Raw genomic sequence first — 23,011 nt, 5'->3', positions numbered from 1 at the left:
CTTCCATGAAGATCCCGGCCCTGCCCTTCACCGTGACCGACTGGGACCACGTTCCCCGCACGGAACACCCGGGCGAGACCGGCATGGGCTATTGGCGCACCTTCAACATCGGCGACATCCGCGTGCGCCTCGTCGAATACTCGCCCGGCTACCTGGCCGACCATTGGTGCGACCGCGGCCACATCATCTACGTCGTAAAGGGCGAGATGGTCTCCGAACTCAAGGACGGCCGAACCTTCCCGATGAAGGCCGGCATGAGCTACCAGGTCTCCGACTTCGGGGATTCCCCACACCGCTCCCGCACCGACACGGGCGTCACCCTCTTCATCGTGGACTAACCGAGTTCGAAGCTGGTCAGCCCGAAGATCCGCTCCCGCGCCATCACGGGCGGCTCGCGCGTGTACATCCGCGCCGTCTCGAAGGTCTTCGTGAGGCCCATCCCCTGCGCCAGCGCCACCGCCTCGGCATGCGGCTCCGGCAGGTCGAGAATGAAGGGCCCGGATGCCCGGTGCGGGGCGAGATCGGCGATCAGCGCGCGCGCCACCGCCCCATCCAGCGCGAAGAGCGGCGCCAGCTTCGATCCCTCGCGGCAGGGGCGCAGCACCGCATGGCCCGCGATGCCGGAAGGCCCCAGCGCCACGCGGGCGCGATGCCCTGGCGTGGTGAGCCAGGCGCGCAGGAACTCGGGGCGCGGCGTTCCGAAGCAGGTGGCGTCGAAGGCCAGCAGGGCCGCGAAATCCACCTCCGTCGCATCCACGATCCGCACGCCGCCGCCGGCCGGGATCACCGGCGCCTCGCCCTGGTAGCGCGCATTGTTCCAGGCCAGCGTGAAGCCCACCTTCCGGTAATTCGCCTGCTGCGCGACCACGCCATCGAGGCCGATGCAGCGCCCTTCCAGCCGCGTCATCGCCGCCTGCCACAGCGCGAAGCCGATCCCCTGCCCCCGGATGTCAGGCCGGGCGATGTAGAAGCCGATGAAGCCGAAATCCTCCCCCGTCTTCACCGCCGTGATGCAGGCCAGCATCTCGCCGCCGCGCATGGCGCAGAGGAAACCCTCCGGGTCCGCCGCGCCGAAGGCCGTGGCGTCATTCAGGCCGGGATTCCAGCCCTCGCGCGCCGCCCATTCGACGGCCTGCGGGATTTCGGCCGGCCGCATGGGCCGGATGTCGAGCGGCGCGTTCAATGCATCACATCCCCGCCATTGGGCGAGAGGCAGGCGCCCGTGTAGAAGCTGCCGCCCGGCCCCGCGAGCAGCACCGCCGTCGCCGCGATCTCCTCCGGCTGGCCGAGGCGGCCGAGCGGCAGGCTGGCCGAGATCCGCGCCTTCCATTCGGGGCCGCGGGCGCGCGTCAGGTCGGTCTCCACAGGGCCCGGCGCGATGGCATTCACCAGCACGCCCTTCGGCCCCGCCTCATGGGCGAGCGCGCGCGTGAAGCCGATGATGCCCGCCTTCACCGCGCAATAGGTGACGATGCCGGGCGAGCCCTTGAGTGCCAATTGCGAGGCGATGTTGATGATGCGCCCACCGCCGCGCGCCACCATGCCGGGATAGACGGCCTGTGCCATGAAGAACATGCCCTTCAGATGCACCGCCACCATGCGGTCGAACTCCGCCTCGGTGATCTCGCCGAAGGGGTTGCGGATATTCATCCCCGCATTGTTCAGCAGGATGTCGCAGGGGCCGAGTGCCGCTTGGGCGGCGGCGGCGAAGGCGTTGATCTGCGCCACATCCCCCATGTCGGCCGCCATCTGGAAGCCGCGCCGGCCGCGTGCGGTGACGGCCTGTACCAGCGTCTTCGCCTCGGCCTCGTCCTCCAGATGGCAGATCGCCACATCCGCGCCGGCCTCGGCATAGGCGATGGCGCAGGCGCGGCCGATGCCGCGGCTGCCGCCGGTGACGATCGCGATCTTGCCGTGCAGCGGAAGCGTCATGCGCCGAGCCTCTTCATCGTGCGGGAGAAATTCTCACGGATCGCGCCCTCGCGGATATGGCGGCCGCCTTCCACCACCACCTGGCCGCCCACGGCCACGCTGCGCACCATCCGGTCCGCGGGGCCGAAGCACCAGGCATCCAGCAGGCCATCGCCCTGGCGGCCCACCAGCGTCGGGTGCTCGTCATCCAGCTCGACCAGGTCGCAGCGCAGGCCGGGCGCGATGCCGCCCATGGCGACGCCGCAGGCCTGCGCGCCGCCGGCCAGCGCGCGCTCCAGCAGGCCGCGCCCGGGATGGGGACGCGCCTCATCGGTGGCGACGCTGCGCAATTCGAGGGCCAGGCGCTGGCTCGTTTCCAGCTGGCGCAATTCGGCGGCAGGGCAGATGCCGACATGGCTGTCCGTGCCGAAGCCGAGCCGCCCTTCGGCGGCGAGATAATCCGGCAAGGGAAAGATGCCGTCGCCCAGCGAGGCCTCGGTGCTGGGGCAGAGCCCCGCCACGGCGCCGGTGGCGGCGAGCGCGCGGGTTTCCTCGGCCGTCATGTGCGTCGCGTGGATCAGCACCCAGCGGCGGTCCAGCGGCGTGTTCCGCAGCAGCCATTCCACGGGGCGCAGGCCGGTGGCGGCGAGGCACTCCTCGACCTCCTTCTCCTGCTCGGCCGCATGGATGTGGATCGGGCAATCCAGCGCCGCCATCGCTTCCAGCATGGCGGGCGTCACGGCCCGCAGGCTGTGCGGCGCGACACCCCAGGCGGCATGCGGCTGCGCGGCGGCGGTGGCGCGCACGCGTTCCAGGATCGCGTGGAAGCCGTCCAGATCGTTCAGGAAGCGCCGCTGCCCGTCATGCGGCGGCGCGCCGAAGATGCCGCCGTGCCGGTAGAGGCTGGGCAGCATGGTGATGCCCATGCCCGTCGTCGCCGCTGCCGCGAAGAGGCGCTGCGCCATTTCCGACCGATCGGCGTAAGCGCTGCCATCCGGCGCGTGGTGCAGGTAGTGGAATTCGGCGATCTGCGTGAAGCCGCGCTCCAGGCATTCGGCATAGAGTTGGGCGGCGATGGCCTCGGCATCCTCGGGGGTGATGCTCAGCGCGAAGCGGTACATGGTCTCGCGCCAGGTCCAGAAGCTGTCGCGGCCGGCCGGGCTGCGGCGCTCCGCCCCGCCCGCCATGGCGCGCTGGAAGGCGTGGCTGTGCAGATTGGCGATGCCTGGGATGACATGGCCGCGCAGCCGGCGCGCGGCCCCCGGCGCGGCGCCGGGCGTGACCTCATTGATGCGGCCCGCCGCATCGCAGGCAATCCGCACATTGGCGGCCCAGCCGGTGGGGAGCAACGCATGGGCGGCGAAGAATTCGGCCATCGGAATCCCTTGAAGACGATGCCCTGAAACATCGCGGGGCGGCCCGGGCGGCGCAAGCCCGTGATGGCAGCCGGCCCGCCGCTTCGGTATAGGCTGGCGCATGACCCGCATCACCCTCGCCGCCGGGCAGGCCCGGCTCTCCGATTGGCGCGCCATCCGCGATGGCGCCAGCCTGACCCTCGCCTCCGATTGGCGGGAGGATGTGGCCGCCGGCCTCGCCACCCTGGAAAAGGCGCTGGCGAGCGGCGCGGCCCTCTATGGCGTGAACACGGGCTTCGGGAAGCTGGCCTCCACGCGCATCGCGGCGGGGGATCTCGCGAAGCTGCAGCTCAACCTGCTGCGCAGCCACGCGGCCGGCACGGGTACCAACCTGCCCCGGCCCGTCGTGCGCCTCATCCTGGCGCTGAAGGCCGCCTCGCTGGCGCGCGGCGCCTCAGGCGCCCGGCCCGAGGTCGTGGAGACGCTGCTGGCCCTGCTGGAGGCCGACATGCTGCCCGACGTGCCGGCGCAAGGCTCGGTCGGCGCCTCGGGGGACCTCGCCCCCCTCGCCCATCTCTCCCTGGTGCTGGTGGGCGAAGGCTCGGCCACCGATGCGCAGCATGTGACGCATGGCGGGGCCACGGCGCTCGCCGCCATCGGCCGCGCGCCGCTGGTGCTGGGCCCGAAGGAGGGGCTCGCGCTGCTCAACGGCACGCAGGTCAGCACCGCCATCGCGCTCGACGCCTACTTCCGCGCCAATGACCTGCTGCGTGCGGGAATCCTGACGGGAGCCATGAGCGTGGATGCCGCCCGCGGCTCCGACACGCCCTTCGACCCGCGCATCCATGCGCTGCGCGGCCAGCCCGGCCAGGCGCGCGTGGCCGAGGCGCTGCGCCAATTGCTCGCCGGCAGCGCCATCCGCGACAGCCACCGCGACAACGATATCCGCGTGCAGGACCCCTATTGCCTGCGCTGCCAGCCCCAGGTGATCGGCGCCTGCCTCGACCTCATCGAGCAGGCGGGTGTGACGCTGGAGCGCGAGGCCAATGCGGTGACCGACAACCCGCTGCTGGTGGCGGGCGGCGAACTTCTCTCCGGCGGCAATTTCCATGCGGAACCCGTGGCCTTCGCCGCCGATACGCTGGCGCTCGCGCTCGCCGAGATCGGTGCCATCGCCGAACGCCGCATCGCGCTGCTGACCGACCCGGTGCTCTCCGGCCTGCCGGCCTTCCTGGTCAATTCGGGCGGCTTGAACTCCGGCTTCATGATCGCGCAGGTGACGGCGGCGGCGCTGGCCGCCGAAAACCGCGCCATGGCCACGCCGCGCAGCGTGGACAGCCTGCCCACCTCCGCGAACCAGGAGGATCACGTCTCCATGGCGACCAATGCCGCGCTGCGCCTCACGCCCATGGCCGAGAATGTGGAAGGCATCCTCGCCATCGAATATCTCGCCGCCGCCCAGGGCATCGGCTTCCATCGGCCGCTCACCAGCAGTGCGGCGATCGAGGCCGCGCATGCCCGGCTGCGGGCCGTGGTGGCGCCCTGGGATGAGGACCGCCTGATGGCGCCCGACATCGCCGCCGCCCGCGCCCTGCTGCGGGGCGTGCAGGTGCCGCTGGCATGAGTTTCGACCATGTCTGGCTGAACGCGCATCTCGCGACCATGCGGGATGACGCGCTGGGCCTGATCGAGGATGGCGCCATCGCGGCCAAGGATGGGCGCATCGCCTGGATCGGCCCGCGCGCGGCGCTGCCGGCGCATGACGCGCCAGTGACGGATTGCGGCGGCGCCTGGATCACGCCGGGCCTCATCGATTGCCACACCCATCTCGTCTTCGGCGGCAATCGCTCGGCCGAGTTCGAGATGCGGCTCGGTGGTGCGACCTATGAGGAGATCGCCCGCGCCGGCGGCGGCATTCTCTCCACCATGCGGGCCACACGCGCGGCGAATGAGGCACAGCTGCTGCAGGCCGCCCTGCCCCGGCTGGATGCGCTGCTCAGCGAGGGTGTCACCACCGTCGAGATCAAGTCGGGCTACGGGCTGGAGCTGGAGGCCGAGCTGCGCCAGCTTCGCGCCGCCCGCGCGCTGGGGGCGCAGCGCAATGTCAGCATCGTCACCTCGCTGCTCGCCGCCCATGCGGTGCCCCCGGAATACAAGGGCCGCCAGGGCGACTACCTGCGCCATGTGGTGGAGGAGATCCTGCCCCGCGCGGCGTCCGAGGGCCTGGCCGATGCGGTGGACGCCTTCTGCGAGAGCATCGCCTTCACCCCCGAGGAAACCGCCACCCTCTTCACCGCCGCGAAGCGCCTCGGCCTGCCGGTGAAGCTGCATGCCGACCAGCTCACCGATGGCGGGGGCGCGGCGCTGGCCGCCGCCCATGGCGCGCTCTCGGCCGATCATCTGGAGCGCAGCAACGCGGCGGGCATCGCCGCCATGGCGAAGGCGGGCACGGTCGCCGTGCTGCTGCCGGGGGCCACGCTCACGCTGCGCGAGACGCATTTTCCGGATGTGGCGGCGATGCGCGCGCATGGCTGCCGCATGGCGCTCTCCACCGACATGAACCCGGGCTCCTCGCCCGCGCTCTCGCTCCTGCTGATGCTCAATCTCGGCTGCACGCTGTTCCGGATGACGGTGCCCGAGGCGCTGCTGGGCGTGACCCGCCATGCGGCCGCGGCCCTCGGCCTCACGGATCGCGGCGTGCTGGCGGAGGGGATGCGCTGCGACCTGGCGCTCTACCGCATCCAGCGCCCGGCGGAGCTGTGCTACTGGCTGGGCGGCAATCCTTGCGCGGGGCGGGTCGTCGCGGGCGTTGCGGCATGACACTGGCGGAGATCGAGGCGATCATCCATCGCGGCGTGCCGCTGGCCGCGGCCTGGGGCGTGCGCGTCCTCTCGGCCAGCGCGGAGGAGGCGGTGCTGGAGTTGCCGCGCGATCCCGCCCTGCTGCGCCCGGGCGAAACCGTCTCCGGCCCCGCCATCATGGGCCTGGCCGACATGGCCATGTGGGCCGTGCTGCTGGCCGGCACGGGCGGGCGGGATGAGAGCCTGACGGCCAGCATGCATGTCAATTTCTTGCGCCCCTGCGGGCCCGGCCCCATATCCGCCACGGCGCGGCTGATCAAAGGCGAGGGCCGCAGCATCTTCGGGGAGATTCTGATCCGCCCCCGGGATTCGGAGGACGTCGCGGTGCATGTGACCACCAGCTGGGTGCGCAGCCGGCCCGCCACCGCGGGCGCCGCATGAGCGCGAGCGGCTTTCAGCCCGTCACCCTGCGCACCCATGGCCTGCCGCAGCAGGAGCAGATCAGCGCCTGGCGCGGCTGGTTCGACTCCGTCTTCGATCTGGAGCAGCCGGAGGCGGCGCCCGGGCAAGGCTTCCCGGCCGAGAGCCTGGCCTGGCCGCTGGCCGGCATGGGCCTTAGCCGCGTCACCGCGCCGCGCCTGCGCGTCCTGCGCACGCGGCAGCTGGTGCGACGCAACCCGGTGGACCATTGGTCGCTCACCATGGGCGGCGTCGAGACACGGCTGCTCACGCCGCGCGGCCCGGTGCGCATCCCGGCGGGCGTCCCCTTCATCGTGAGCCTGGGCCAGGAGCTGGTGAGCGAGCGGGACGCCGACCAGCGCCTGCAGCTCTACCTCTCGCGCGATCGGCTGGAGGCGCTGGCCGGCCCGCTGGATGCCGCCTGCGACATGCCGCTCGAAGGCGTGATGGGCCAGCTGCTGGCCGATTACCTCCGCCTGCTGGCCTGCCGCATCCCCAAGCTCCAGCCCGAGGAGGCGGCGCGCCTGCCCGATGCCATCGCGGCCATGATCGGCGCTTGCGTGCAACCCAGCGCGGATCGCCTGGCCCAGGCGGAGAGCCAGATGGAGGCGACGCGCCTCGCCCGCGTGCGGCGCGCCATCCGGGCCAATCTCGGCTCGGCCCGGCTCTCGCCCGCCCTGCTCTGCCGCCTCGCCGGCACCTCGCGCTCGCAACTCTACCGGTTGCTGGAGGGCGAGGGCGGCGTCGCGCGCTACATCCAGAAGCTGCGGCTGGAAGCGAGCCATGCGGCGCTGGGCGACGCGCGGGACGGCCGCAGCATCGCCCAGGTGGCCGAGGCCTGCGGCTTCCACGACCCCTCCGCCTTCAGCCGCGCCTTCCGCCGGGAGTTCGGCGCGACCCCCTCCGAGGTGCGGGCCGCGGCCCTGGCCGGCCAGGCGCTGCGACCTCTCTCGATGCGCGACGCCGGCCTCGCGGCGCCGGCGCTCCGGGACTGGCTGCGCGCCTTCTGATCAGCCGGGCGCGAGCAGCGCGCCCAGCCGGGCCAGGATCAGATCCAGCTCGTCTTCGCGCAGCGGCACCAGCTCCAGCCGGATCTCCCCCAGGCTCGCGCGGTCATCCATGGTCCAGATCGTGGGGTCACCGCGCCGCAAGGCCGCAGCGAGGCCTGGCGCCACGCTCGGGTCCAGCCGCAACCGCGCGCGGTCGAAGGGCAGTCCCGTCGGGTCCGGCTCCGCATCGGCGATGACGCCGGGAAGCGCGGCGGCGCGCTCCAGGAAGGCGGCAAGCTTCGCGGCCTGCCCCGCGCGCCAGGCCTGCGCATCCAGCGCCTCGCGCTCGGCGAGCGCGGCGATGACGCCGGCCAGCGCCTCCTTGCTCACCTTCATGCCGCGGCCGATGCCCCTCTCCTGCGCCTGCACCGCCGCCACCAGCGGGGCGCGCCCCAGCACCAGCCCGGCGGTGGGCGCCGCCAGGTATTTCTGCGCGCTGACGATGAGCAGGTCCGCCCCGGTGCCGAGGAGCTCCACCATGCGCCAATCCTGCGCCGCGCCATCCAGGATCACGGGCAGGCCCCGCGCATGGGCGAGCCCCACAGCGGCCGCGATGTCCATCGGAGGGCCTGAGGTGAGGCGCGAGGACACGAGCAGCAGCGCGGCTGTCTCCGGATGCGCCAGCGCCGCCTCCAACGCGGCCATCCCGCATTCCTCCGGCGTGCCGGCGAGGACAGGCCGCGCACCGGCAAGGCGGACCGCCTGTTCGATCGGGTGCCCGTAATCCACCGCATGGCCAGCGGGCAGGACCACGCGGTGGGGCATGCCCCGCGCATCCGGCAGCGCCGCGACCCGCTCCGGCGCGCCGCCTGTCATCACGGCGGCGACGGTGAGCGTGATGGCGGCGGCGGCGCAATGCACCACCGTCCCCGCCTCGGCACCCGCATGCTGTGCGAGGCGCCGTCCCGCCTCGGCCTGGAGATCCGCCATCAAGGCAAAGTCGCCGAGCGCCGCCGCCACGGCCGCCGCCACCCCAGGCGAGGAGCGCGAGACGCCGAGCGGCGTGAAGGTGCCGCGCGCATTGATCAGCCGAGCCATGACGCTCCTCGCTCCCCTTCCGTTCATCCCACGCGCCGGCCGGTAAACAGCACCGCCACCAGCATCGCGCTCACCGAGAGCGTGGCGCCCAGCGCCTTCACCGGCCCGATCGTCTCGCCCAGCAGCAGCGCCGAGGTGACCAGCCCCATCACCGGCACCACGACGGAGAGCGTGCTGGCGCGCGTGGCGCCCAGCATCTCCACGCTGCGCGCGAAGAGCAGCATGGAAACCACACCCAGCAGCACGCCCTGCGCCACCAGCATCCAGAGCACGAGCGGCGTGGGCAGCGAAAAGAAGGCCTCGGCGCGGAACCAGAGGAAGGGCGGCAGCACGAAGGGCACCGAGACGAGGGTGACGGCCGCGGTCGCCGGGATGGCCGGCACCTGCCAGCGCCGCAGCAGGATGGTGAACATGGCCCAGGTGGCGCCGGCACCCACCAGCATCAGGTCGCCCCGCCAGGCGCCGGGATGCATGCCCAGGCCATCCCAGGCGATGATGAGCACCCCGGCCAGCATGGCGGCGAGGGCCGCAAGACGCCCGGGCGTGGGCCGCTCCTTCAGGAGCCACCAGGCGAAGAGCGCGCCGGCGACCGGATTCACCATGGGCGCGATGGTCGCGCCATGCGTCGCCGGCGCGTATTTCAGGGCCGAGACGAAGAGGGTCAGGTTGATGGCGCCGGCGAAGAGAAACAGCGTGAAGATCCGCCGCCAGCCGAGATGGCGCATCGCCGCGCGCTCGCGCCAGATCAGCGGCAGCAGCAGGAGCGAAGCCGGAATGTAGCGGCAAAAGAGCAGGTCGAGCACATGCAGCCCCTGCCCGCTGAGCGCGAGCCGCGCCACCGCGGCATGTCCGCCCCAGATGGTGGAGGCCAGGAGGCCGATGAGCAGGCCGGCCAGGAGCTTGGGGCTGATATTCACCGGGCCAGGGGAGATGCACGCGGCGGTTGCGTCAACCCGCGCGCACGCATGGCACTCAGGCGAGGATGCGGTTCACCCCGTCGGCGAATTGCGCATAGGGCACGCCATAGACATGGATGGAGACCGCCGTCTCCGCGCAACAATTGGCGATGCGGTGAATGAGGTCCGGGCAGCCCGGGCCGTGGCTGGTGTCGCCCTCGGCACGCAGATGCGCGGCGCGCGGGCGCGGCACTTCGCCGGGCGTGAAGAAATGCTCGGTCAGGATGCCGCGATGGACACCGAGCGCGCACCAGGTGTGGTGCGAATGCACGGGCGACATCTGGCCCGGACGCCAGACCAGGGCGACGACGGCATAGCCATCGCCCTCATCCAGCAGGTGCCGGACATAGCGGTCAGGGTTGGAGGGGCAGTCCTTGCCATCCAGCAGGCAGGCATTGCCGAGATGGGGCGCGATGGCGGCGGCGACGGCGGCCGGGCGCTCCTCCAGCGGGCGGCGGGCGGCGACGCGGATGTCGGAGAGCAGATTGTCCAACCCGGTTCGGGCCGAGATCATGTTCATACGGCGGTCCTCGCATCGGGCGCGGTGAGTGCCGCCAGCACCATCTGGCGGCTGGCGGAAACCTGTTCATGCATGATCCGGGCGGCCTCCTCGGCGCGGCCCAGCGCCAGCGCCTCGACCAGCGCGTGGTGCTCATGCGCCATCTCGCCCGTGCGGTCGCGAGGGCGCAGGCCCAGGACCAGCATGCGCGTGCTCTCATCCAGCAGGCGGTCGAGCTGGCGGGCCAGGCGCGCATTGCCGGACAGCTCGGCGATGGCGACGTGGAACTGCTTGTTGGCGTCGAGGAAGCACATGGCGCTCTCGGCATCGGCGCAGTCGTAACCTTCGGCGCAGATGGCATCGAGGCGGCGGAGCATGACGGCATCCACCCGGCCGGCGGCGCGGCGCGCGGCCTCGGGCTCCAGCATCAGGCGCAGGTCGAAGACCTCATGGATGTCGCGGATGGTGACGAGACTGACCATCCAGCCCCGGCGCGGAACAGCCTGGACCAGGCCCTCTTCCGCGAGGCGGGCCAGCGCCGCGCGGACCGGCGCCTTGCCGAGTTCCAGATGCGCGGCGACGGCCGCCTCGGAGACGGTCTCGCCGGGGGCGAGGCGCGTGGTGAGGATCTCGCGCCGGAGCGCGCTCACGGCCCGCTCGGTGAGGGAGGGCGGGACTTCCAGGGCTGTCACCAGCGACATGGGGCTGCGGCATTTACTGACATGTCAGTGAGAATACGCAGAGCCTTCCCTGTCACGCAAGCTTCAAATGGCGCGGTCTAGCCGGCCAGGATCGAAGCGGCCGCCGCCGCCATGCCGCTGTTGGAATGGGCGACGCCCGGGACGGTCTCGAGGCTCCAGCCGAAGGGCACACCGCGCTGCGCCGCCGCCGCCCGGGCGGCTGCGAAGAAGTTCTGGCCGCGCTCGAACCGGTGCAGGCCCTGCACATCCGTCGTGGCATCGCGGCGCAGCTGGAAATGGGTCGGGTCGTTATCGGCCTCGCCCAGCAGGATCGTCACCGGCCGGCCGAGCGCGCCGCGCAGCCCGGCCTCCGTGGCGGAGGACTGGCCCAGGCCATGCGGGAAGGCGATGGAGAAATCCGGCCAGGAATACCAGCCGGCATTGGCGATCACGATGCGCCGCGCCCGCGGCGCGCCGGTCAGCAACAGGTAGCGGTGCACGAATTGCGCGCCCGCCGAATGGCCATAGAGCGCGAAGGGTGTCTCGGGCGCGCCCACCGCCGCCAGCGCCGCCGCCACGGCGCGGTCCAGCGCGAAGAAGGTCCAGGCGGCCTCCGGCGCGCGGGCATTGCCGTAATTGTAGAACTCCACGCCCGGAAACTTCGCGTTGGAGAATTCCGGGCAGATGACGAGGAAGCCCGCGGCTTCGGCCGGCGTGACCCAGGCGTCCCGATAGCCATCCGCATTGCGCCCCATGCCATGCATGACGACCGCGACCGGCCCGCCCGGCTGCCAGCGGGCCGGGCGGTGCAGATACACGTTCATCGGCCCCGGCGCCGCGCCGCTCGGCTCCTCGAAACTGACGCGCGCCGATTGCGCCATGGCGGGGCCCGCGAGGCTCATGGCGATCAGGGCGCGGCGCCGCACCTCAATCCACCGAGGCGCCGGAGCGGCGCACGATCTCCGCCCAGCTCGCGATGTCGCGGCGCTGGATCGCGGCGAATTCGGCGGGCGTGAAGACGGGCGGCAGCGCGATGCCCTGCGTCGTCACGAGCCAATTGCTGAATTCGGGGTCGCGCAGCACGGTGGTGATGGCGTTCGACATGCGCTCCACGATGGGCGCGGGCAGGCCCGCGGGGCCGAACATGCCGTACCAGGTGGTGCTGACGAAGCCGGGCAGGTTGCAGGCCTCGGCCACCGTCGGCACGTCGGGCAGGATGGAGAGGCGCTGCGCCGTCGTCACCGCCAGCGCCCGCGTCTGCCCCTGGCGGATGGGGCCGAGCGCGGGGCCCACCTGGTTGAAGAAGAAGTCCACATCGCCCGCCAGCAGCGCCGTCTGCGCGCCCGGCTGCCCGCGGTAGGGCACATGGGTGAGATCCACATTGGCGGCCACGGCGAATTGCGCGCCAGCGAGATGCGTGGAGGCGCCATTGCCGGTGGAGGCATAGTTCAGCCAGCCCGGATTGGCGCGGGCGGCCGCCAGCAGTGCCGCGCAATCGGTGAGTTGCGGGCGCCGCTCGATGCTGACCGTCAGCGCATTCGGCACGTCACCCAGGTGGGAGATGGGCGTGAAGTCGCGCACCACGTCGAAAGGCAGCGTGCGATAGAGGCTCGCATTGATCGCATGCGTGCCGGCCGTGCCGAAATAGAAGGTGTAGCCATCGGGCCGCGACTTCGCGACGAAGTCGGAGGCGATGTTGCCGCCGGCGCCCGAGCGATTGTCCACGATGATGGTCACGCCGTTGAGCTGGCGGCTCAGCGGCTCGGCCATGCGGCGCATGTAGATGTCGATGCCCGAGCCATTGGGGAAGCCGCTGACGATGGTGATGGGGCGGTTGGGCCAATTGTCCTGCGCGGAAGCCACGGCAGGGGCGGCGAGCGGCAGGGCGAGCAGGGAACGGCGGCGCATCGGGGTTCTCCTTCGGATGATCGGAGGCTTATGTAGGGGCGCAACGCAAGGAGGGGAATGATGCCGGGTCACATCGCGAAGGGCGGCAAATCCATCTATGGCGCGCCGCTGGGCATCCTGATGCTGGAGGCCCGCTTCCCGCGCATCCTGGGCGACATGGGCAATGGCCTGACCTGGAACTTCCCCGTGCTGTTCCGCGTGGTCCGCGGCGCATCCCCCACCCGCGTCGTCGAGCAAGGCGCGCCCGGCCTGCTGGACGCCTTCATCGAAGCGGCGCGGGACCTGGTGGATCTGGGGGCGGAGGGCATCACCACCAATTGCGGCTTCCTCTCGCTCTTCCAGCAGGAATTGGCGGCGGCGGTCCGGGTGCCGGTCGCCACCTCCTCCCTCATGCAGGTGCCCTGGGTGCAGGCGACCCTGCCGCCGGGGAAGCGCGTCGGCGTCATCACGGTGAACAAGGCGGGTGTGACGCCACGGCACCTGGAGGCCGCGGGCGTGCCGCTCGATGTGCCGCTGGAGGGCACCGAGGGCGGGCGTGAGTTCTTCCGCGTGCTGATCCGCGCCGAGAAGACCGACCTGGATGTGGACCTGGCCCGGCAGGACATCCTGGACGCCGCCGCCCGCCTCACCGCGCGGCACCCGGAAGTCGGCGCCATCGTGCTGGAATGCACGAACATGCCGCCCTATGCGGCGGATGTGGCGGAAGCGACCGGCCTGCCGGTGCACGACATCCATTCGATGATCAACTGGTTTCAGGCGGGGCTCCGGCCCCGGCGCTTCTGAACCGGCCCGATCTTGCCGGGGAGCGCGGCGCGTGATGCATTCGCGCCCCGAATCACCTGAGGAACGCCCATGGCCCGCACGCATCGCATCGCCGTCATCCCTGGCGACGGCATCGGCAAGGAAACCACGCCCGAGGGGCTGCGCGTGCTGGATGCCGCCGCCCGGCGCTTCGGCTTCGACCTGAAGCTCACCCATTACGACTGGTCCTGCGAGACCTATGCGAAAACCGGGAAGATGATGCCCGATGACGGCCTGGACCAGCTGAAGGACAGCGACAGCGTCTTCCTGGGCGCCGTGGGCTGGCCCGGCGTGCCGGACCATGTCTCGCTCTGGGGCCTGCTCATCCCGATCCGCCGCGGCTTCGACCAATATGTCTCGCTGCGCCCCTGCAAGCTGCTGCCGGGTGTCGCCACGCCGCTCGCCAACCGCACGCCGGCCGAGATCGACTTCTACGTGGTGCGCGAGAACACGGAGGGCGAATACTCCTCCGTCGGCGGGCGCATGTTCCCGGGCACGGATCGCGAATTCGTCAGCCAGCAGAGCATCCTCACGCGGACCGGCACGGACCGCATCATCAAATACGCCTTCGAGCTGGCGATGAAGCGCCCGCGCAAGAAGGTGACCAGCGCCACCAAGTCCAACGGCATCACCTTCACCATGCCCTATTGGGATGAGCGCTTCGAGGCGATGGCGAAGAACTATCCCGAGGTGAAGACGGACCAGTTCCACATCGACATCCTCTGCGCGCATTTCGTGCAGCATCCGGACTGGTTCGACGTGGTGGTCGGCTCCAACCTGTTCGGCGACATCCTCTCCGACCTCGGGCCTGCCGTCGCCGGCTCCATCGGCGTCGCGGCGAGTGCGAACATCAACCCGGAGAAGGCCTTCCCCTCGATGTTCGAGCCGGTGCATGGCTCGGCGCCCGACATCGCCGGCCGCTTCATCGCAAACCCGATCGGGCAGATCTGGTCGGGTGCCATGATGCTCGATCACCTGGGCGAGCATGAGGCCGCCGCCGCGATCACCACCGCGATCGAGAAGCTGCTGGCCGAGGGCGGCCCGCGCACGCGCGATCTCGGCGGCCAGTCGGGCACGGTGGAAGTGGGCAAGGCCATCGCGGAAGCGGTGGCGCGCGCCTGATGCATCGGCGCGCGGCCCTCATGGCACTGGCGGCGACGCCGGCCCTGGCGCAGGGCCCCTCCCCGCTCGCGCGCGCCTTCGCGCCGGAGGGTCGGCTGCGCGCCGTCATCAACCTGGGCAACCCCATCCTGGCGGGGCGCGCCACGGAATCCGGGCCGCCGCATGGCGTCTCGGTGGATCTGGCGCAGACCCTGGCGCAGAGGCTCGGCCTCGAGCTGGAGATGGTCATCGTCCCCGCCGCCGGGCGCGCGGTGGAGACGATCCGCTCCGGCCGCGCCGATATCGGCTTCTTCGCCGTGGACCCGGCGCGCAGCCAGGGCATCGCGTTCACCGCGCCCTATATCGAGATCGAGGGCGCCTACCTCGTGCGCGACACCTCCCCCCTCACCCGCATCGAGGAGGTGGACCGGCCGGGCACGCGCATCATGGTCGGCCTCAACAGCGCCTATGACCTGTATCTGACGCGCGAGATCCGCCACGCGACACTACTGCGCGCGCAGACCTCGCCCGCCGTGGTCGAGGAATTCCTGCGCCAGGGCGTGGATGTGGCGGCCGGCGTGCGGCAGCAGCTGGAGGCCGATGCAGCTCGGCTGCCCGGCCTGCGCCTGCTGCCCGGGCGCTTCATGGTGATCCAGCAGGCGATGGGCCTCGCCGCCGGGCGCGATCCCGCCGCACTCGCCTATCTGACCGCCTTCGTCGAGGAGATGAAAGCGAGCGGCTTCATCGCGGCCAGCCTCGCGCGCCATCGCATCCAGGGGGCCTCGGTCGCGCCGCCGCGCTGACGGCCGCTTGCCGCATGCGGGTTGGGCGATGCTAGGCTCGGCGCGTCACCGCCGGGGTTTCCGCATGCGCCTCCTGACCGCCGCCCTTCTCACCCTGCTGGCCCTGCCGGCCGCAGCCCAGCACATCCGCATCGGCATCGCCTCCGACCCCGATGTGCTGGACCCGACGCTCTCGCGCTCCGTCGCCGCACGCCAGGTCTTCATGGCGATGTGCGACAAGCTGATCGAGGTGGATGAGCAGGGCGCGCTCGTCCCGCAGCTCGCCACCGCCTGGGAATGGCAGGAGGAAGGGCGTGCGCTGTTGCTGACGCTGCGGGACGGCGTGCGCTTCCATGACGGCGTGGCGCTGGATGCCGAGGCCGCGCGCATCGGCCTCGAACGCCACCGCACGGCGCCCGGCTCCACGCGGCGCGGCGAGCTGGGGCCGGTGACGGCGATCGAGGTGGCCGGGCCGATGCAGATCCGCATCCGCCTGAGCGAGCCCTTCGCGCCGCTGCTGGCCGCGCTCTCCGACCGCGCGGGCATGCTGGTCTCGCCGCGCCAGGCGAATGTGCTGGGGGCCGAGTTCCAGGCCGCACCCGCCTGCGCCGGCCCCTTCCGCCTCACGCGCCGCGTGGCGCAGGACCGCATCGAGCTGGAGCGCTTCGACGAATACTGGAACCGCGCCGCCATCCAGGCCGAGCGCGTGACCTATCGCCCGATCCCGGACACCACGGTCCGTGCCTCCAACCTGCGCGCGGGCACGCTCGATGTGATCGAGCGCGTGAACCCCTCGGATGTCGCCACGCTGAAGGGCGATCGCCGCGTGCGGCTGCTGGAGGGGCCTTCGCTCGCCGTGGTCTATCTCGCCATCAACATGGCGAATGGCGCGCGCGCCGAGACGCCGCTCGCGCGCGATCCGCGCATCCGCGCGGCACTGGAGGCGAGCATTGACCGCGCGGCGCTGAACCGCGTGGCCTTCGAGGGGCTCTACCGGCCGGGCAACCAGTCCACGCCGCCCGGCCATCCGCAGCATGTGCCGGGCATCGCCGTGCCAGGGCGGGACCTGGCGCGGGCGCGGGCCCTGCTGCGCGAGGCGGGGCATGAGCGCCTGCGCATCCGCTTCTCGGTGCCCAACACCACCGAGTACATCCAGGCGGCCGAGGTGATTCAGGCCATGGCGGCGGAGGCCGGCATCACGCTCGAGATCCAGGTGATCGAGGTGGCGACGCTGCTCCGGCAATGGACGGCGGGCGATTTCGAGATGCTCATCATCGCCTGGTCGGGCCGCACCGATGTGGATGGCAATCTCTGGGGCTTCAACGCCTGTGGCGAGCCGCTGAATGGCGGGCGCTATTGCAGCGCGGCGGCGGATGCCGCGCTGCGCGAGGGCCGCACCCAGGTGGAACCGGCCGCGCGCCTCGCCGCCTATGGCCGCGCCATGGAGGTGCTGCTGCGCGACCGGCCCTATATCTACCTCTGGCACCCGACGAACTTCACCGCCACGGGGGCGGCCGTGCAGGGGCTGCGCATGATCCCGGACGGGCTGATCCGGCTGCAGGGGCTGCGCGTTCGAGGCTGATCAGGCGCGCAGCCAGGTCTCCGAGAAGGCCAGCATCGCCGTCGTGATGCGCTGGCCCACGATCTCGCGCGGGATGGGCGCGCCCGGGCGCCGCACGCTGTTCACCGTGACACTCGCTTCGGCGCAGCCGACGAAGAGGCTCGGCATGTGGTGCACGCCGGTCGCGGAATCCGAAGGCGAGAGGGCGAAGCAGAAGGGCGCGCCCAGGCCCTTCCAGTCGAGCCGCACGGTCATGCCCGCGCCCGTCACCGTCTCGCTGTACTCGCTGATGGCGTCGCCCCCGGCCACGACACGCTCGAGCGGGCGATAGGCGAGATGGGTGAGGCCCGCGAGGTTCCGCCAGGCGCCGAAATGCGAGACGTAGTTGGCCACCAGCCAGCGGGCGAGCGGCTCATTGTCGGTCAGGCAGATATTGGCGGCACTCTCCTTCTGCGGCTCCTGCAGCAGCACCAGCGCATGGCCGCGCCCATGCGGCGACAGCACGACACGGAAGAAGGAGGCGAGCGTGGTGAAGGGCCCGGCGGGGTCCTCCTTCAGCGAGATGCCAGGATTTTCGCCCGACCATTCGACCTGGCCGGGAAAGAGGATGGAAGGGGTCATGGGCGCGCTCCCTGCGGTTGGATCGGGCAAGCTTGAACCGCGCAGCGGGGCTTCGGCAATGGCGCGCCGGGCGGAAGCGTTGCAGCATGTTCCGACGCAAGACTGGACGAGACGCATGACCAACCGCACCCGCATCCTGCTCTGGACCGACACGCCTGGCCCCTACATCGCGGCGATCAACGCCGCCGGGCTTGATGCGCGCGTGGCGGTGGAAGCCCTGCCCCGCGCGCAGCAGCCGAGCGAGGCGCAGATGGCGGAGACGGAGGTGATCCTGGGCTGGGGCGCGCCGGCGGGGCTGCTGCCGCGCATGCCGCGGCTGCGTTGGGCGCAGTCCCTCACCGCCGGCGTGGAGGGCTGGCTCGCTTTGCCCGACCTGCCCGAGGCGCTGCTGCTGACCTGCGCGCGCGGCACGCACACCGACAGCATGCCCGAGAACATCCTGGGCGGACTGTTCCACATCACCAAGGGCTATGCTGCCATCGCGGAGGCCCAGAAGGAGAGCACGTGGAAGCGCCGTGTCGCGACACCGCTCAACGGCAAGGTGCTGGGCATCCTGGGCCTTGGCGCCATCGGGGCGGAGGTGGCGCGGCTCGCATCGGCCCTGCGCATGGAGGTGATCGGCACGCGGCGGAACCCCGCACCCATGGCGCATGTGAACGAGGTGCTGCCGCCGGAGCGCACGGATGAGGTGCTGGCCCGCGCCGATTTCGTGCTGCTGCTGCTGCCTTCCACGCCCGAGACCGACAATTTCATGAACGCGGCGCGCCTGGCACGGATGAAGCCCAGCGCCTGGCTGCTGAATTTCGGCCGCGGCAGCGCCATCGTGGATGCCGACCTCATCGCCGCGGTCACGCAAAAGCAGATCGCGGGCGCCATCCTGGACGTGTTCCGCGTGGAGCCGCTGCCGGCTTCCGACCCCTTCTGGACCACGCCCGGCATCATGGTGCTGCCCCATATCGGCGGCATGCATCCCGAGCGGGACCGCGTGGTGGCGGCTCTCTTCACGGATAACCTGCGCCGCTTCCTGGACGGCGCACCGCTGCGTGAGCTGGTGGATCGCCGCATCGGCTATTGAGCGCTTGTCGGCGCGGGCGGCTTTCCGGCACGCTGGGATGACGAGCCGGACATCAACCGGCCATCCAGGAGGAAACCCCATGCAACGTCGCGCCCTGACACTCGGGCTGCTCGCGGCCCCGTCGCTCGCCCTCGCGCAGGAGGCCTGGCCCAGCCGGCCCATCCGCCTCGTGGTCGGCTGGCCGCCTGGCGGCTCGGTGGATATCGTCGCGCGCATCCTGCAACCACGGATGCAGGCGCTGCTCGGCCAGCCCGTCGTCGTCGAGAACCGCGCCGGCGCCACCGGCACGGTGGGCGCGGCCGAGGTGGCGCGCGCGGGCGGCGATGGCCACACCTGGCTGATCGCGCAGGACAGCCAGGTGATCACGCCATCCATCATGAACCTGCCCTATGATGTGCGGCGGGATTTCGCGCCCATCACGCTGATCGGGCGCGGGCCGCTGGTGGTGACGGCACATCCGAGCCAGCCCTGGCCCAGCTTCCAGGCGCTGATGACGGCAGCCCGCGCGCAGCCGCCGGGCCGCATCACCTATGCCACGGCCGGCGTGGGCACCATGATGCACGTGGCGATGGTGCAGCTCTGCAACCTCGCGGGCGTGGAGCTGACGCATGTGCCTTATCGCGGTGGGGCGCCGGCCCTGGCCGATGCGCTGGCGGGCCAGGTGCCGCTCTTCGTGACCAATGCGCCGGTCGGCGGGCCGCATGTGAGGAGCGGCGCGCTGCGCGGCCTGGGTGTCACCACCGCCGCATCCTGGCGCGACCTGCCGGGCGTGCCGAGCTTCCAGGAGCAGGGCATCGCGGGCTTCGAGGCGCCGACCTGGTGGGCCGTCTTCTCGCCCGCCGGCGTGCCCGCGCCGATCCGCGAGCGCATGGCCGCGCTGCTCACGCAGGTCCTCGCCGAGCCCGAGACCAAGGCCCGGGTCGAGCAACAGGGCATGGACGTGCTGGCCGTCTCCGGCGAGCGCTTCGCCAATTTCGCGGAGGCCGAGACCGAGCGCTGGGCGCGCGTGGTCCGCGCCAACAACATCCGCCTGGACGGGTGAGGGAGCAGAGCCTCCTTCGCCTCGCGCCGCTCGCGCTGGGCACCCTGGTCGTGCCCTTCGACAGCGCGCTGAACGTGGCCTTTCCGGCGGTGGCGGTGGCGTTTTCCCTGCCGCTGCCGGCCATCCAGTGGCTCATCATCGCCTATGTGCTGACCTATGGCAGCCTGATGCTGGCGGTGGGGCGCATCGGCGACATCTGGGGCCATGCGCGCGTCTTCCGCTGGGGCCTCGTCACCAGCGCGGCGGCGCTGCTGCTCTGTTCGCTGGCGCCGAGCTACCCGCTGCTGCTGGCGGCCCGCGTGCTGCAGGGCATCAGCGCCGCGCTGGTCATCGGCTGCGGCGCCGCACTCGCCACGAGCCTCTACCCCGAGGCGATGCGCGCCCGGGCGCTGGGCGCCTATGCGGCGAGCTTCGCCGCGAGTGCGGCGCTCGGCCCGCTGCTGGGCGGCGTTCTGGTGGCACTCTGGGACTGGCCCGCTGTGTTCTGGATCCGCGTGCCGGTGGCGCTCGTCTCGCTCTGGCTGATGCGGCACCACGCGACGCCGCCGCGCGAGGGCCAGCGCGAGAGCTTCGATGCCGCGGGCGCCGTGCTCCTCGCGCTCGGCATGGCGAGCCTTCTGCTGGCGATCAACCGCGCCTCGGCCGCACTGGCCCTTGTCGCGGCACTGGCCCTCGGCGGCTTCATCTGGCGCAGCCTCGCCGTCGAGCGGCCCATCCTCGATCTCCGGCTGTTCCGCCGCCCCGGCTTCGCGCGGCTGAACCTGGCAAGCCTTCTGATCAACCTCGCCGGCTTCGCCGTGATGCTGCTGGTGCCCTTCTACCTGGCGCGCGTGGCCGCCCTGCCGCCGGCCTGGCTCGGCCTCGTGCTCGCGGGCGGGCATGGGGGCGCGATGCTGGGCTCGGCGCTCGGCGGGCGGCTCGGCGGTGGGCCGCGCTGCGCGCTGGCGGGCGCGCTGCTGGCCGGCCTCGGCCTGCTGAGCGTGGCATGGTGGGGCCCTGCCACCTCCCCTGCCCTGCTGCTGGCCAGCCTGCTCGCCCAGGGTATCGGCATCGGCCTCTTCACCCTCGCCTACACCGACCTCGTGACGGCGACCATGCGGCGCGAGGATCGCGGCGTGGCCGGCAGCCTGACCCTGCTGATGCGGACGCTGGGCGTTGTGCTCGCCGCCTCGCTCCTCACCCTGGTCTTTGGCGCTGGCGAGTCGCAGGCGCTGGCTGCGGGCGCGGGGACGGAAGCGGCCTTCCTGCGGGGCTTCGGCTGGGGCTTCCTGGTGGCGGGGCTGCTCCCGCTGCTCGCCCTCCTGCTGATCCCGAGAAAATCCGGCTGATGGGTGCGAGCGTCACTTGAACGGGTGTTCAGATGTCGCTATCGTTCCAAGCGTTGCGAGTGATTCGCAACTGGAGAGCATCATGGGTCGCGATTTCAGCCATATCGCCCGCCGCTGCGAGCGCGCCGTCGTCACAGCCTATCGCGAGCTGCGCGATGTCGGGACCACGGACATGGCCGCCTTCCAGGCCTGCACCACGCTGTATCGCGTGCATCATCCGGAGGCCTCGATCGCCGAGGCACGGCGGCTGGTGGCCGAATGGGTGGATCATCACGTGACGCGCCAGAGCATGGCCCCCGCCCCCGGCTGCGAGTGCGGGGACGACTGAGTGCTGCTGAGAGGATGATTCACCGCCTCGGTGTGCCACCTCGGCGGATCATGCTCTACTCGATCAGCGGCGGCTGCTTCGCCCAGTCATAGCCGCGCGCAGCGCGCACCCGGCCATACTCGAAGAGCGGGCCCATATAGGCCGGGTTGAAGGGCGTGGTGTAGGGCACGTCGAAATCCGCGCCGATGAAGGCGAGGTTGTAGTCCACATCGTCGCGCTGCGCGTTCAGCCACATGCGCATCACGTCATTGAAGCCGCTCGCGGCGATCATCGTCTCCACCGCGCGCCCGGCGATGCTCATGGTGCGCCGATCCGTCGCCGCCCAGTTGGGATCGAGCCGCGCATTGCGGATCACCCAGGCGCGGATCGGCTGCACCGGCAGGCGGCGGGCGATGCGCGCGCGCCGCGCCTGCGTGACCGCGACCGGGTAGAGGAAGGCCTGGTTGAAGGCGCCACCATCCACGTGGAGCTCCTGGTGGGGCACGCCATCCACCGTCACGTCGAACAACACGGGCGCGAAGGCGCCGGGGATGGAGGCGGAGGCCAGCATGATCCGGTGGATCAGCGCGGGCGCGCCGGGATGCCCACTCGCCGCGATGGCGCCGACATTCCAGATCACCGGCAATTGCGCGTCGAGGTCGGTGGTGCCGATCAACAGCAGGCGGCCCTGGCGATAACCCTCGGCGATGCGCGCGATCATCGTCGCGTCCAGCTCACGCGAGATGGTGCGGAAGAGGGGCGTGGTGTCGGCGAGGCCGTCGGAGAGGACGCCGCTGATCAGGCTGCGCTGGATCAGGATGTCGGCCAGCGTGCTCTGTGTGTAGACGCGGCGGAGTGCCGGATCGTAGTCGGAGCCGACGAAGGCGAAGGGCGCGATCAGCCCGCCGGTGCTGACGCCCGTGACGAGCGCGAATTGCGGCCGCGTGCCCGCCTGGGTCCAGCCGGTCAGAAGCCCGGCACCGAAGGCCCCGTCATCCCCGCCGCCCGAGATGGCCAGCAGGTCGAGCGCGGGCATCATGCCGCCCATCGGAACGCCGAGCACCGCGTGCCGCCGCTCCAGGGCCGCCATGAACTCGGCCACCAGTGGCCGCGTGCCGAGCGCCGGGAAGAAGCGCTCATTGGGGATGCCGAGCACGGTGGCGCGGCCGGTCTGGCCGCGCGGCACGGCCGGGCCGCGCACCGGCGCCGCACAGGCGGAGAGGGTGGCCGCGCCCAGCAGCAGGGCGGCGCGGCGCGAGGTGGCGTGGGGCATGGTCATTTCCCGGGCATTCGATCTTTTGATTCCGCCCGCGCGGCGCGGCGCCGTCAAGCTTGGCCTGGGCTCAGGTGGTCCCGAAGCCGGACCCGGCGACGCGATAGGCCTCGCGCGGCGGCGCGAAGATGTCCAGCACCTGGCAGCCCTCGGGGCCGGCGCGCATGGTGTGCGGCACGCCACCCGGCGTGCGCCAGAAATCGCCCTTCTTCACCGGGATCTCCTCGCCGCCCTGGATGCGGATGGCGGTGCCTTCCAGGCAGACGCCCCATTGCTCCTCCGGGTGGGCATGCAGCGTGCCCTCGCCATTGGGGGCGATGGTGACGACGGAGAGCATGGCATGCTCGCCCGGGAAGATGCGCGTGGTCACACCCGGCGCCAATTCGCGCGCGATGCCCTGCGTGACGTCGGCGAGGTTATGGAAATGCTGGGCCTGGCTCATCGGGCGTTCCTTGGTTGTGGGG

The 23,011-nt window shown here is 71.5% G+C and carries 25 protein-coding genes; 13 read left to right on the top strand and 12 right to left on the bottom strand.

The window, feature by feature from the left end:
* Positions 1-5: 5 nt before the first annotated feature.
* Positions 6-338, top strand: coding sequence for a DHCW motif cupin fold protein (locus tag KTR66_RS07660; RefSeq protein WP_213611980.1), 333 nt, complete (start codon positions 6-8; stop codon positions 336-338).
* Here KTR66_RS07660 and KTR66_RS07655 read toward each other — a convergent pair.
* Genes KTR66_RS07655 through KTR66_RS07645 form a run of 3 tightly spaced genes read right to left on the bottom strand, consistent with a single transcriptional unit; the run spans position 335 to position 3,287 of the window.
* A complete protein-coding gene (locus KTR66_RS07655; RefSeq protein ID WP_249731937.1) occupies positions 335-1,183 on the bottom strand; it encodes a GNAT family N-acetyltransferase in 849 nt (282 codons plus the stop codon). The two genes, KTR66_RS07660 and KTR66_RS07655, sit on opposite strands and share 4 nt — an antisense overlap.
* Positions 1,180-1,932, bottom strand: a complete 753-nt coding sequence (locus KTR66_RS07650) for an SDR family NAD(P)-dependent oxidoreductase (protein WP_213611979.1) — start codon at positions 1,930-1,932, stop codon at positions 1,180-1,182. Before KTR66_RS07650 ends, KTR66_RS07655 begins: the two co-directional genes overlap by 4 nt.
* On the bottom strand, positions 1,929-3,287 hold the full coding sequence (locus KTR66_RS07645) for a formimidoylglutamate deiminase (RefSeq protein ID WP_213611978.1): 1,359 nt from the start codon (positions 3,285-3,287) through the stop codon (positions 1,929-1,931). Before KTR66_RS07645 ends, KTR66_RS07650 begins: the two co-directional genes overlap by 4 nt.
* Positions 3,288-3,396: 109 nt before the next feature.
* On the opposite strand from KTR66_RS07645, the gene hutH reads away from it, so the two are divergent.
* Genes hutH through KTR66_RS07625 form a run of 4 tightly spaced genes read left to right on the top strand, consistent with a single transcriptional unit; the run spans position 3,397 to position 7,536 of the window.
* Positions 3,397-4,890 carry a histidine ammonia-lyase gene (hutH, locus tag KTR66_RS07640; RefSeq protein WP_213612093.1) on the top strand — a complete coding sequence of 498 codons (1,494 nt, stop codon included), beginning with the start codon at positions 3,397-3,399 and terminating at the stop codon, positions 4,888-4,890.
* On the top strand, positions 4,887-6,086 hold the full coding sequence (gene hutI / locus KTR66_RS07635) for an imidazolonepropionase (protein WP_213611977.1): 1,200 nt from the start codon (positions 4,887-4,889) through the stop codon (positions 6,084-6,086). Before hutH ends, hutI begins: the two co-directional genes overlap by 4 nt.
* The gene (locus KTR66_RS07630; RefSeq protein WP_213611976.1) at positions 6,083-6,508 is read left to right on the top strand and encodes a PaaI family thioesterase; all 426 of its coding nucleotides are present in this window, start codon (positions 6,083-6,085) and stop codon (positions 6,506-6,508) included. The genes hutI and KTR66_RS07630 overlap by 4 nt, the downstream gene beginning before the upstream one ends.
* Positions 6,505-7,536, top strand: coding sequence for a helix-turn-helix domain-containing protein (locus KTR66_RS07625; RefSeq protein ID WP_213611975.1), 1,032 nt, complete (start codon positions 6,505-6,507; stop codon positions 7,534-7,536). The genes KTR66_RS07630 and KTR66_RS07625 overlap by 4 nt, the downstream gene beginning before the upstream one ends.
* On the opposite strand, the gene KTR66_RS07620 is transcribed toward KTR66_RS07625, so the two are convergent.
* The 6 genes from KTR66_RS07620 to KTR66_RS07595 all read right to left on the bottom strand — a co-directional run bounded on the left by KTR66_RS07620 (position 7,537) and on the right by KTR66_RS07595 (position 12,656).
* On the bottom strand, positions 7,537-8,613 hold the full coding sequence (locus KTR66_RS07620) for a hypothetical protein (protein WP_213611974.1): 1,077 nt from the start codon (positions 8,611-8,613) through the stop codon (positions 7,537-7,539).
* Positions 8,614-8,636: 23 nt separating this feature from the next.
* On the bottom strand, positions 8,637-9,530 hold the full coding sequence (locus KTR66_RS07615; protein WP_213611973.1) for a DMT family transporter: 894 nt from the start codon (positions 9,528-9,530) through the stop codon (positions 8,637-8,639).
* 55 nt (positions 9,531-9,585) lie between these two features.
* Positions 9,586-10,089, bottom strand: coding sequence for a cysteine dioxygenase family protein (locus tag KTR66_RS07610; protein WP_213611972.1), 504 nt, complete (start codon positions 10,087-10,089; stop codon positions 9,586-9,588).
* Positions 10,086-10,769, bottom strand: coding sequence for a GntR family transcriptional regulator (locus tag KTR66_RS07605; RefSeq protein WP_213611971.1), 684 nt, complete (start codon positions 10,767-10,769; stop codon positions 10,086-10,088). The genes KTR66_RS07610 and KTR66_RS07605 overlap by 4 nt, the downstream gene beginning before the upstream one ends.
* 77 nt (positions 10,770-10,846) lie before the next feature.
* Positions 10,847-11,674, bottom strand: coding sequence for a hypothetical protein (locus KTR66_RS07600; RefSeq protein ID WP_213611970.1), 828 nt, complete (start codon positions 11,672-11,674; stop codon positions 10,847-10,849).
* Between the two features lies 1 nt (position 11,675).
* Positions 11,676-12,656, bottom strand: a complete 981-nt coding sequence (locus tag KTR66_RS07595; RefSeq protein ID WP_213611969.1) for a tripartite tricarboxylate transporter substrate binding protein — start codon at positions 12,654-12,656, stop codon at positions 11,676-11,678.
* A gap of 60 nt (positions 12,657-12,716) precedes the next feature.
* Here KTR66_RS07595 and KTR66_RS07590 point away from each other — a divergent pair, with 60 nt between their 5' ends.
* The 4 genes from KTR66_RS07590 to KTR66_RS07575 all read left to right on the top strand — a co-directional run bounded on the left by KTR66_RS07590 (position 12,717) and on the right by KTR66_RS07575 (position 16,922).
* On the top strand, positions 12,717-13,439 hold the full coding sequence (locus KTR66_RS07590) for an aspartate/glutamate racemase family protein (protein WP_249731935.1): 723 nt from the start codon (positions 12,717-12,719) through the stop codon (positions 13,437-13,439).
* A gap of 69 nt (positions 13,440-13,508) precedes the next feature.
* Positions 13,509-14,579 carry a tartrate dehydrogenase gene (locus tag KTR66_RS07585; RefSeq protein ID WP_213611967.1) on the top strand — a complete coding sequence of 357 codons (1,071 nt, stop codon included), beginning with the start codon at positions 13,509-13,511 and terminating at the stop codon, positions 14,577-14,579.
* Complete coding sequence (locus KTR66_RS07580) at positions 14,579-15,361, top strand: ABC transporter substrate-binding protein (protein WP_249731934.1); 783 nt, start codon at positions 14,579-14,581, stop codon at positions 15,359-15,361. Before KTR66_RS07585 ends, KTR66_RS07580 begins: the two co-directional genes overlap by 1 nt.
* Before the next feature lie 64 nt (positions 15,362-15,425).
* Entirely contained in the window at positions 15,426-16,922 is a 1,497-nt protein-coding gene (locus KTR66_RS07575; protein WP_213611966.1) for an ABC transporter substrate-binding protein, read from the top strand.
* Here the strand turns inward: KTR66_RS07575 and KTR66_RS07570 are convergent, their stop codons facing one another.
* On the bottom strand, positions 16,923-17,522 hold the full coding sequence (locus KTR66_RS07570) for a hypothetical protein (protein WP_213611965.1): 600 nt from the start codon (positions 17,520-17,522) through the stop codon (positions 16,923-16,925).
* A gap of 115 nt (positions 17,523-17,637) precedes the next feature.
* Between KTR66_RS07570 and KTR66_RS07565 the strand changes: the two genes are divergently transcribed.
* The 4 genes from KTR66_RS07565 (at position 17,638) to KTR66_RS07550 (ending at position 21,295) form a co-directional block, all read left to right on the top strand.
* Entirely contained in the window at positions 17,638-18,597 is a 960-nt protein-coding gene (locus tag KTR66_RS07565) for a D-2-hydroxyacid dehydrogenase (protein ID WP_213611964.1), read from the top strand.
* A gap of 79 nt (positions 18,598-18,676) precedes the next feature.
* Positions 18,677-19,639: a tripartite tricarboxylate transporter substrate binding protein gene (locus tag KTR66_RS07560; RefSeq protein WP_213611963.1), complete on the top strand. Its 963-nt coding sequence runs from the start codon at positions 18,677-18,679 to the stop codon at positions 19,637-19,639.
* A complete protein-coding gene (locus KTR66_RS07555) occupies positions 19,636-20,967 on the top strand; it encodes an MFS transporter (protein WP_213611962.1) in 1,332 nt (443 codons plus the stop codon). The genes KTR66_RS07560 and KTR66_RS07555 overlap by 4 nt, the downstream gene beginning before the upstream one ends.
* An 82-nt stretch (positions 20,968-21,049) precedes the next feature.
* Positions 21,050-21,295, top strand: a complete 246-nt coding sequence (locus KTR66_RS07550) for a hypothetical protein (protein ID WP_213611961.1) — start codon at positions 21,050-21,052, stop codon at positions 21,293-21,295.
* Between the two features lie 55 nt (positions 21,296-21,350).
* On the opposite strand, the gene KTR66_RS07545 is transcribed toward KTR66_RS07550, so the two are convergent.
* Both KTR66_RS07545 and KTR66_RS07540 read right to left on the bottom strand, forming a co-directional pair.
* Positions 21,351-22,547, bottom strand: coding sequence for a patatin-like phospholipase family protein (locus tag KTR66_RS07545; protein ID WP_213611960.1), 1,197 nt, complete (start codon positions 22,545-22,547; stop codon positions 21,351-21,353).
* A 70-nt stretch (positions 22,548-22,617) separates the two neighbouring features.
* A complete protein-coding gene (locus tag KTR66_RS07540; protein WP_213611959.1) occupies positions 22,618-22,989 on the bottom strand; it encodes a cupin domain-containing protein in 372 nt (123 codons plus the stop codon).
* Positions 22,990-23,011 lie beyond the last annotated feature (22 nt).

It is taken from the genome of Roseococcus sp. SDR (assembly GCF_019083995.1).
Lineage (GTDB): Bacteria > Pseudomonadota > Alphaproteobacteria > Acetobacterales > Acetobacteraceae > Roseococcus.
The sequence above is the reverse complement of the archived record's forward strand: the minus strand, read 5'-3'. Positions and strand labels throughout refer to the sequence as shown.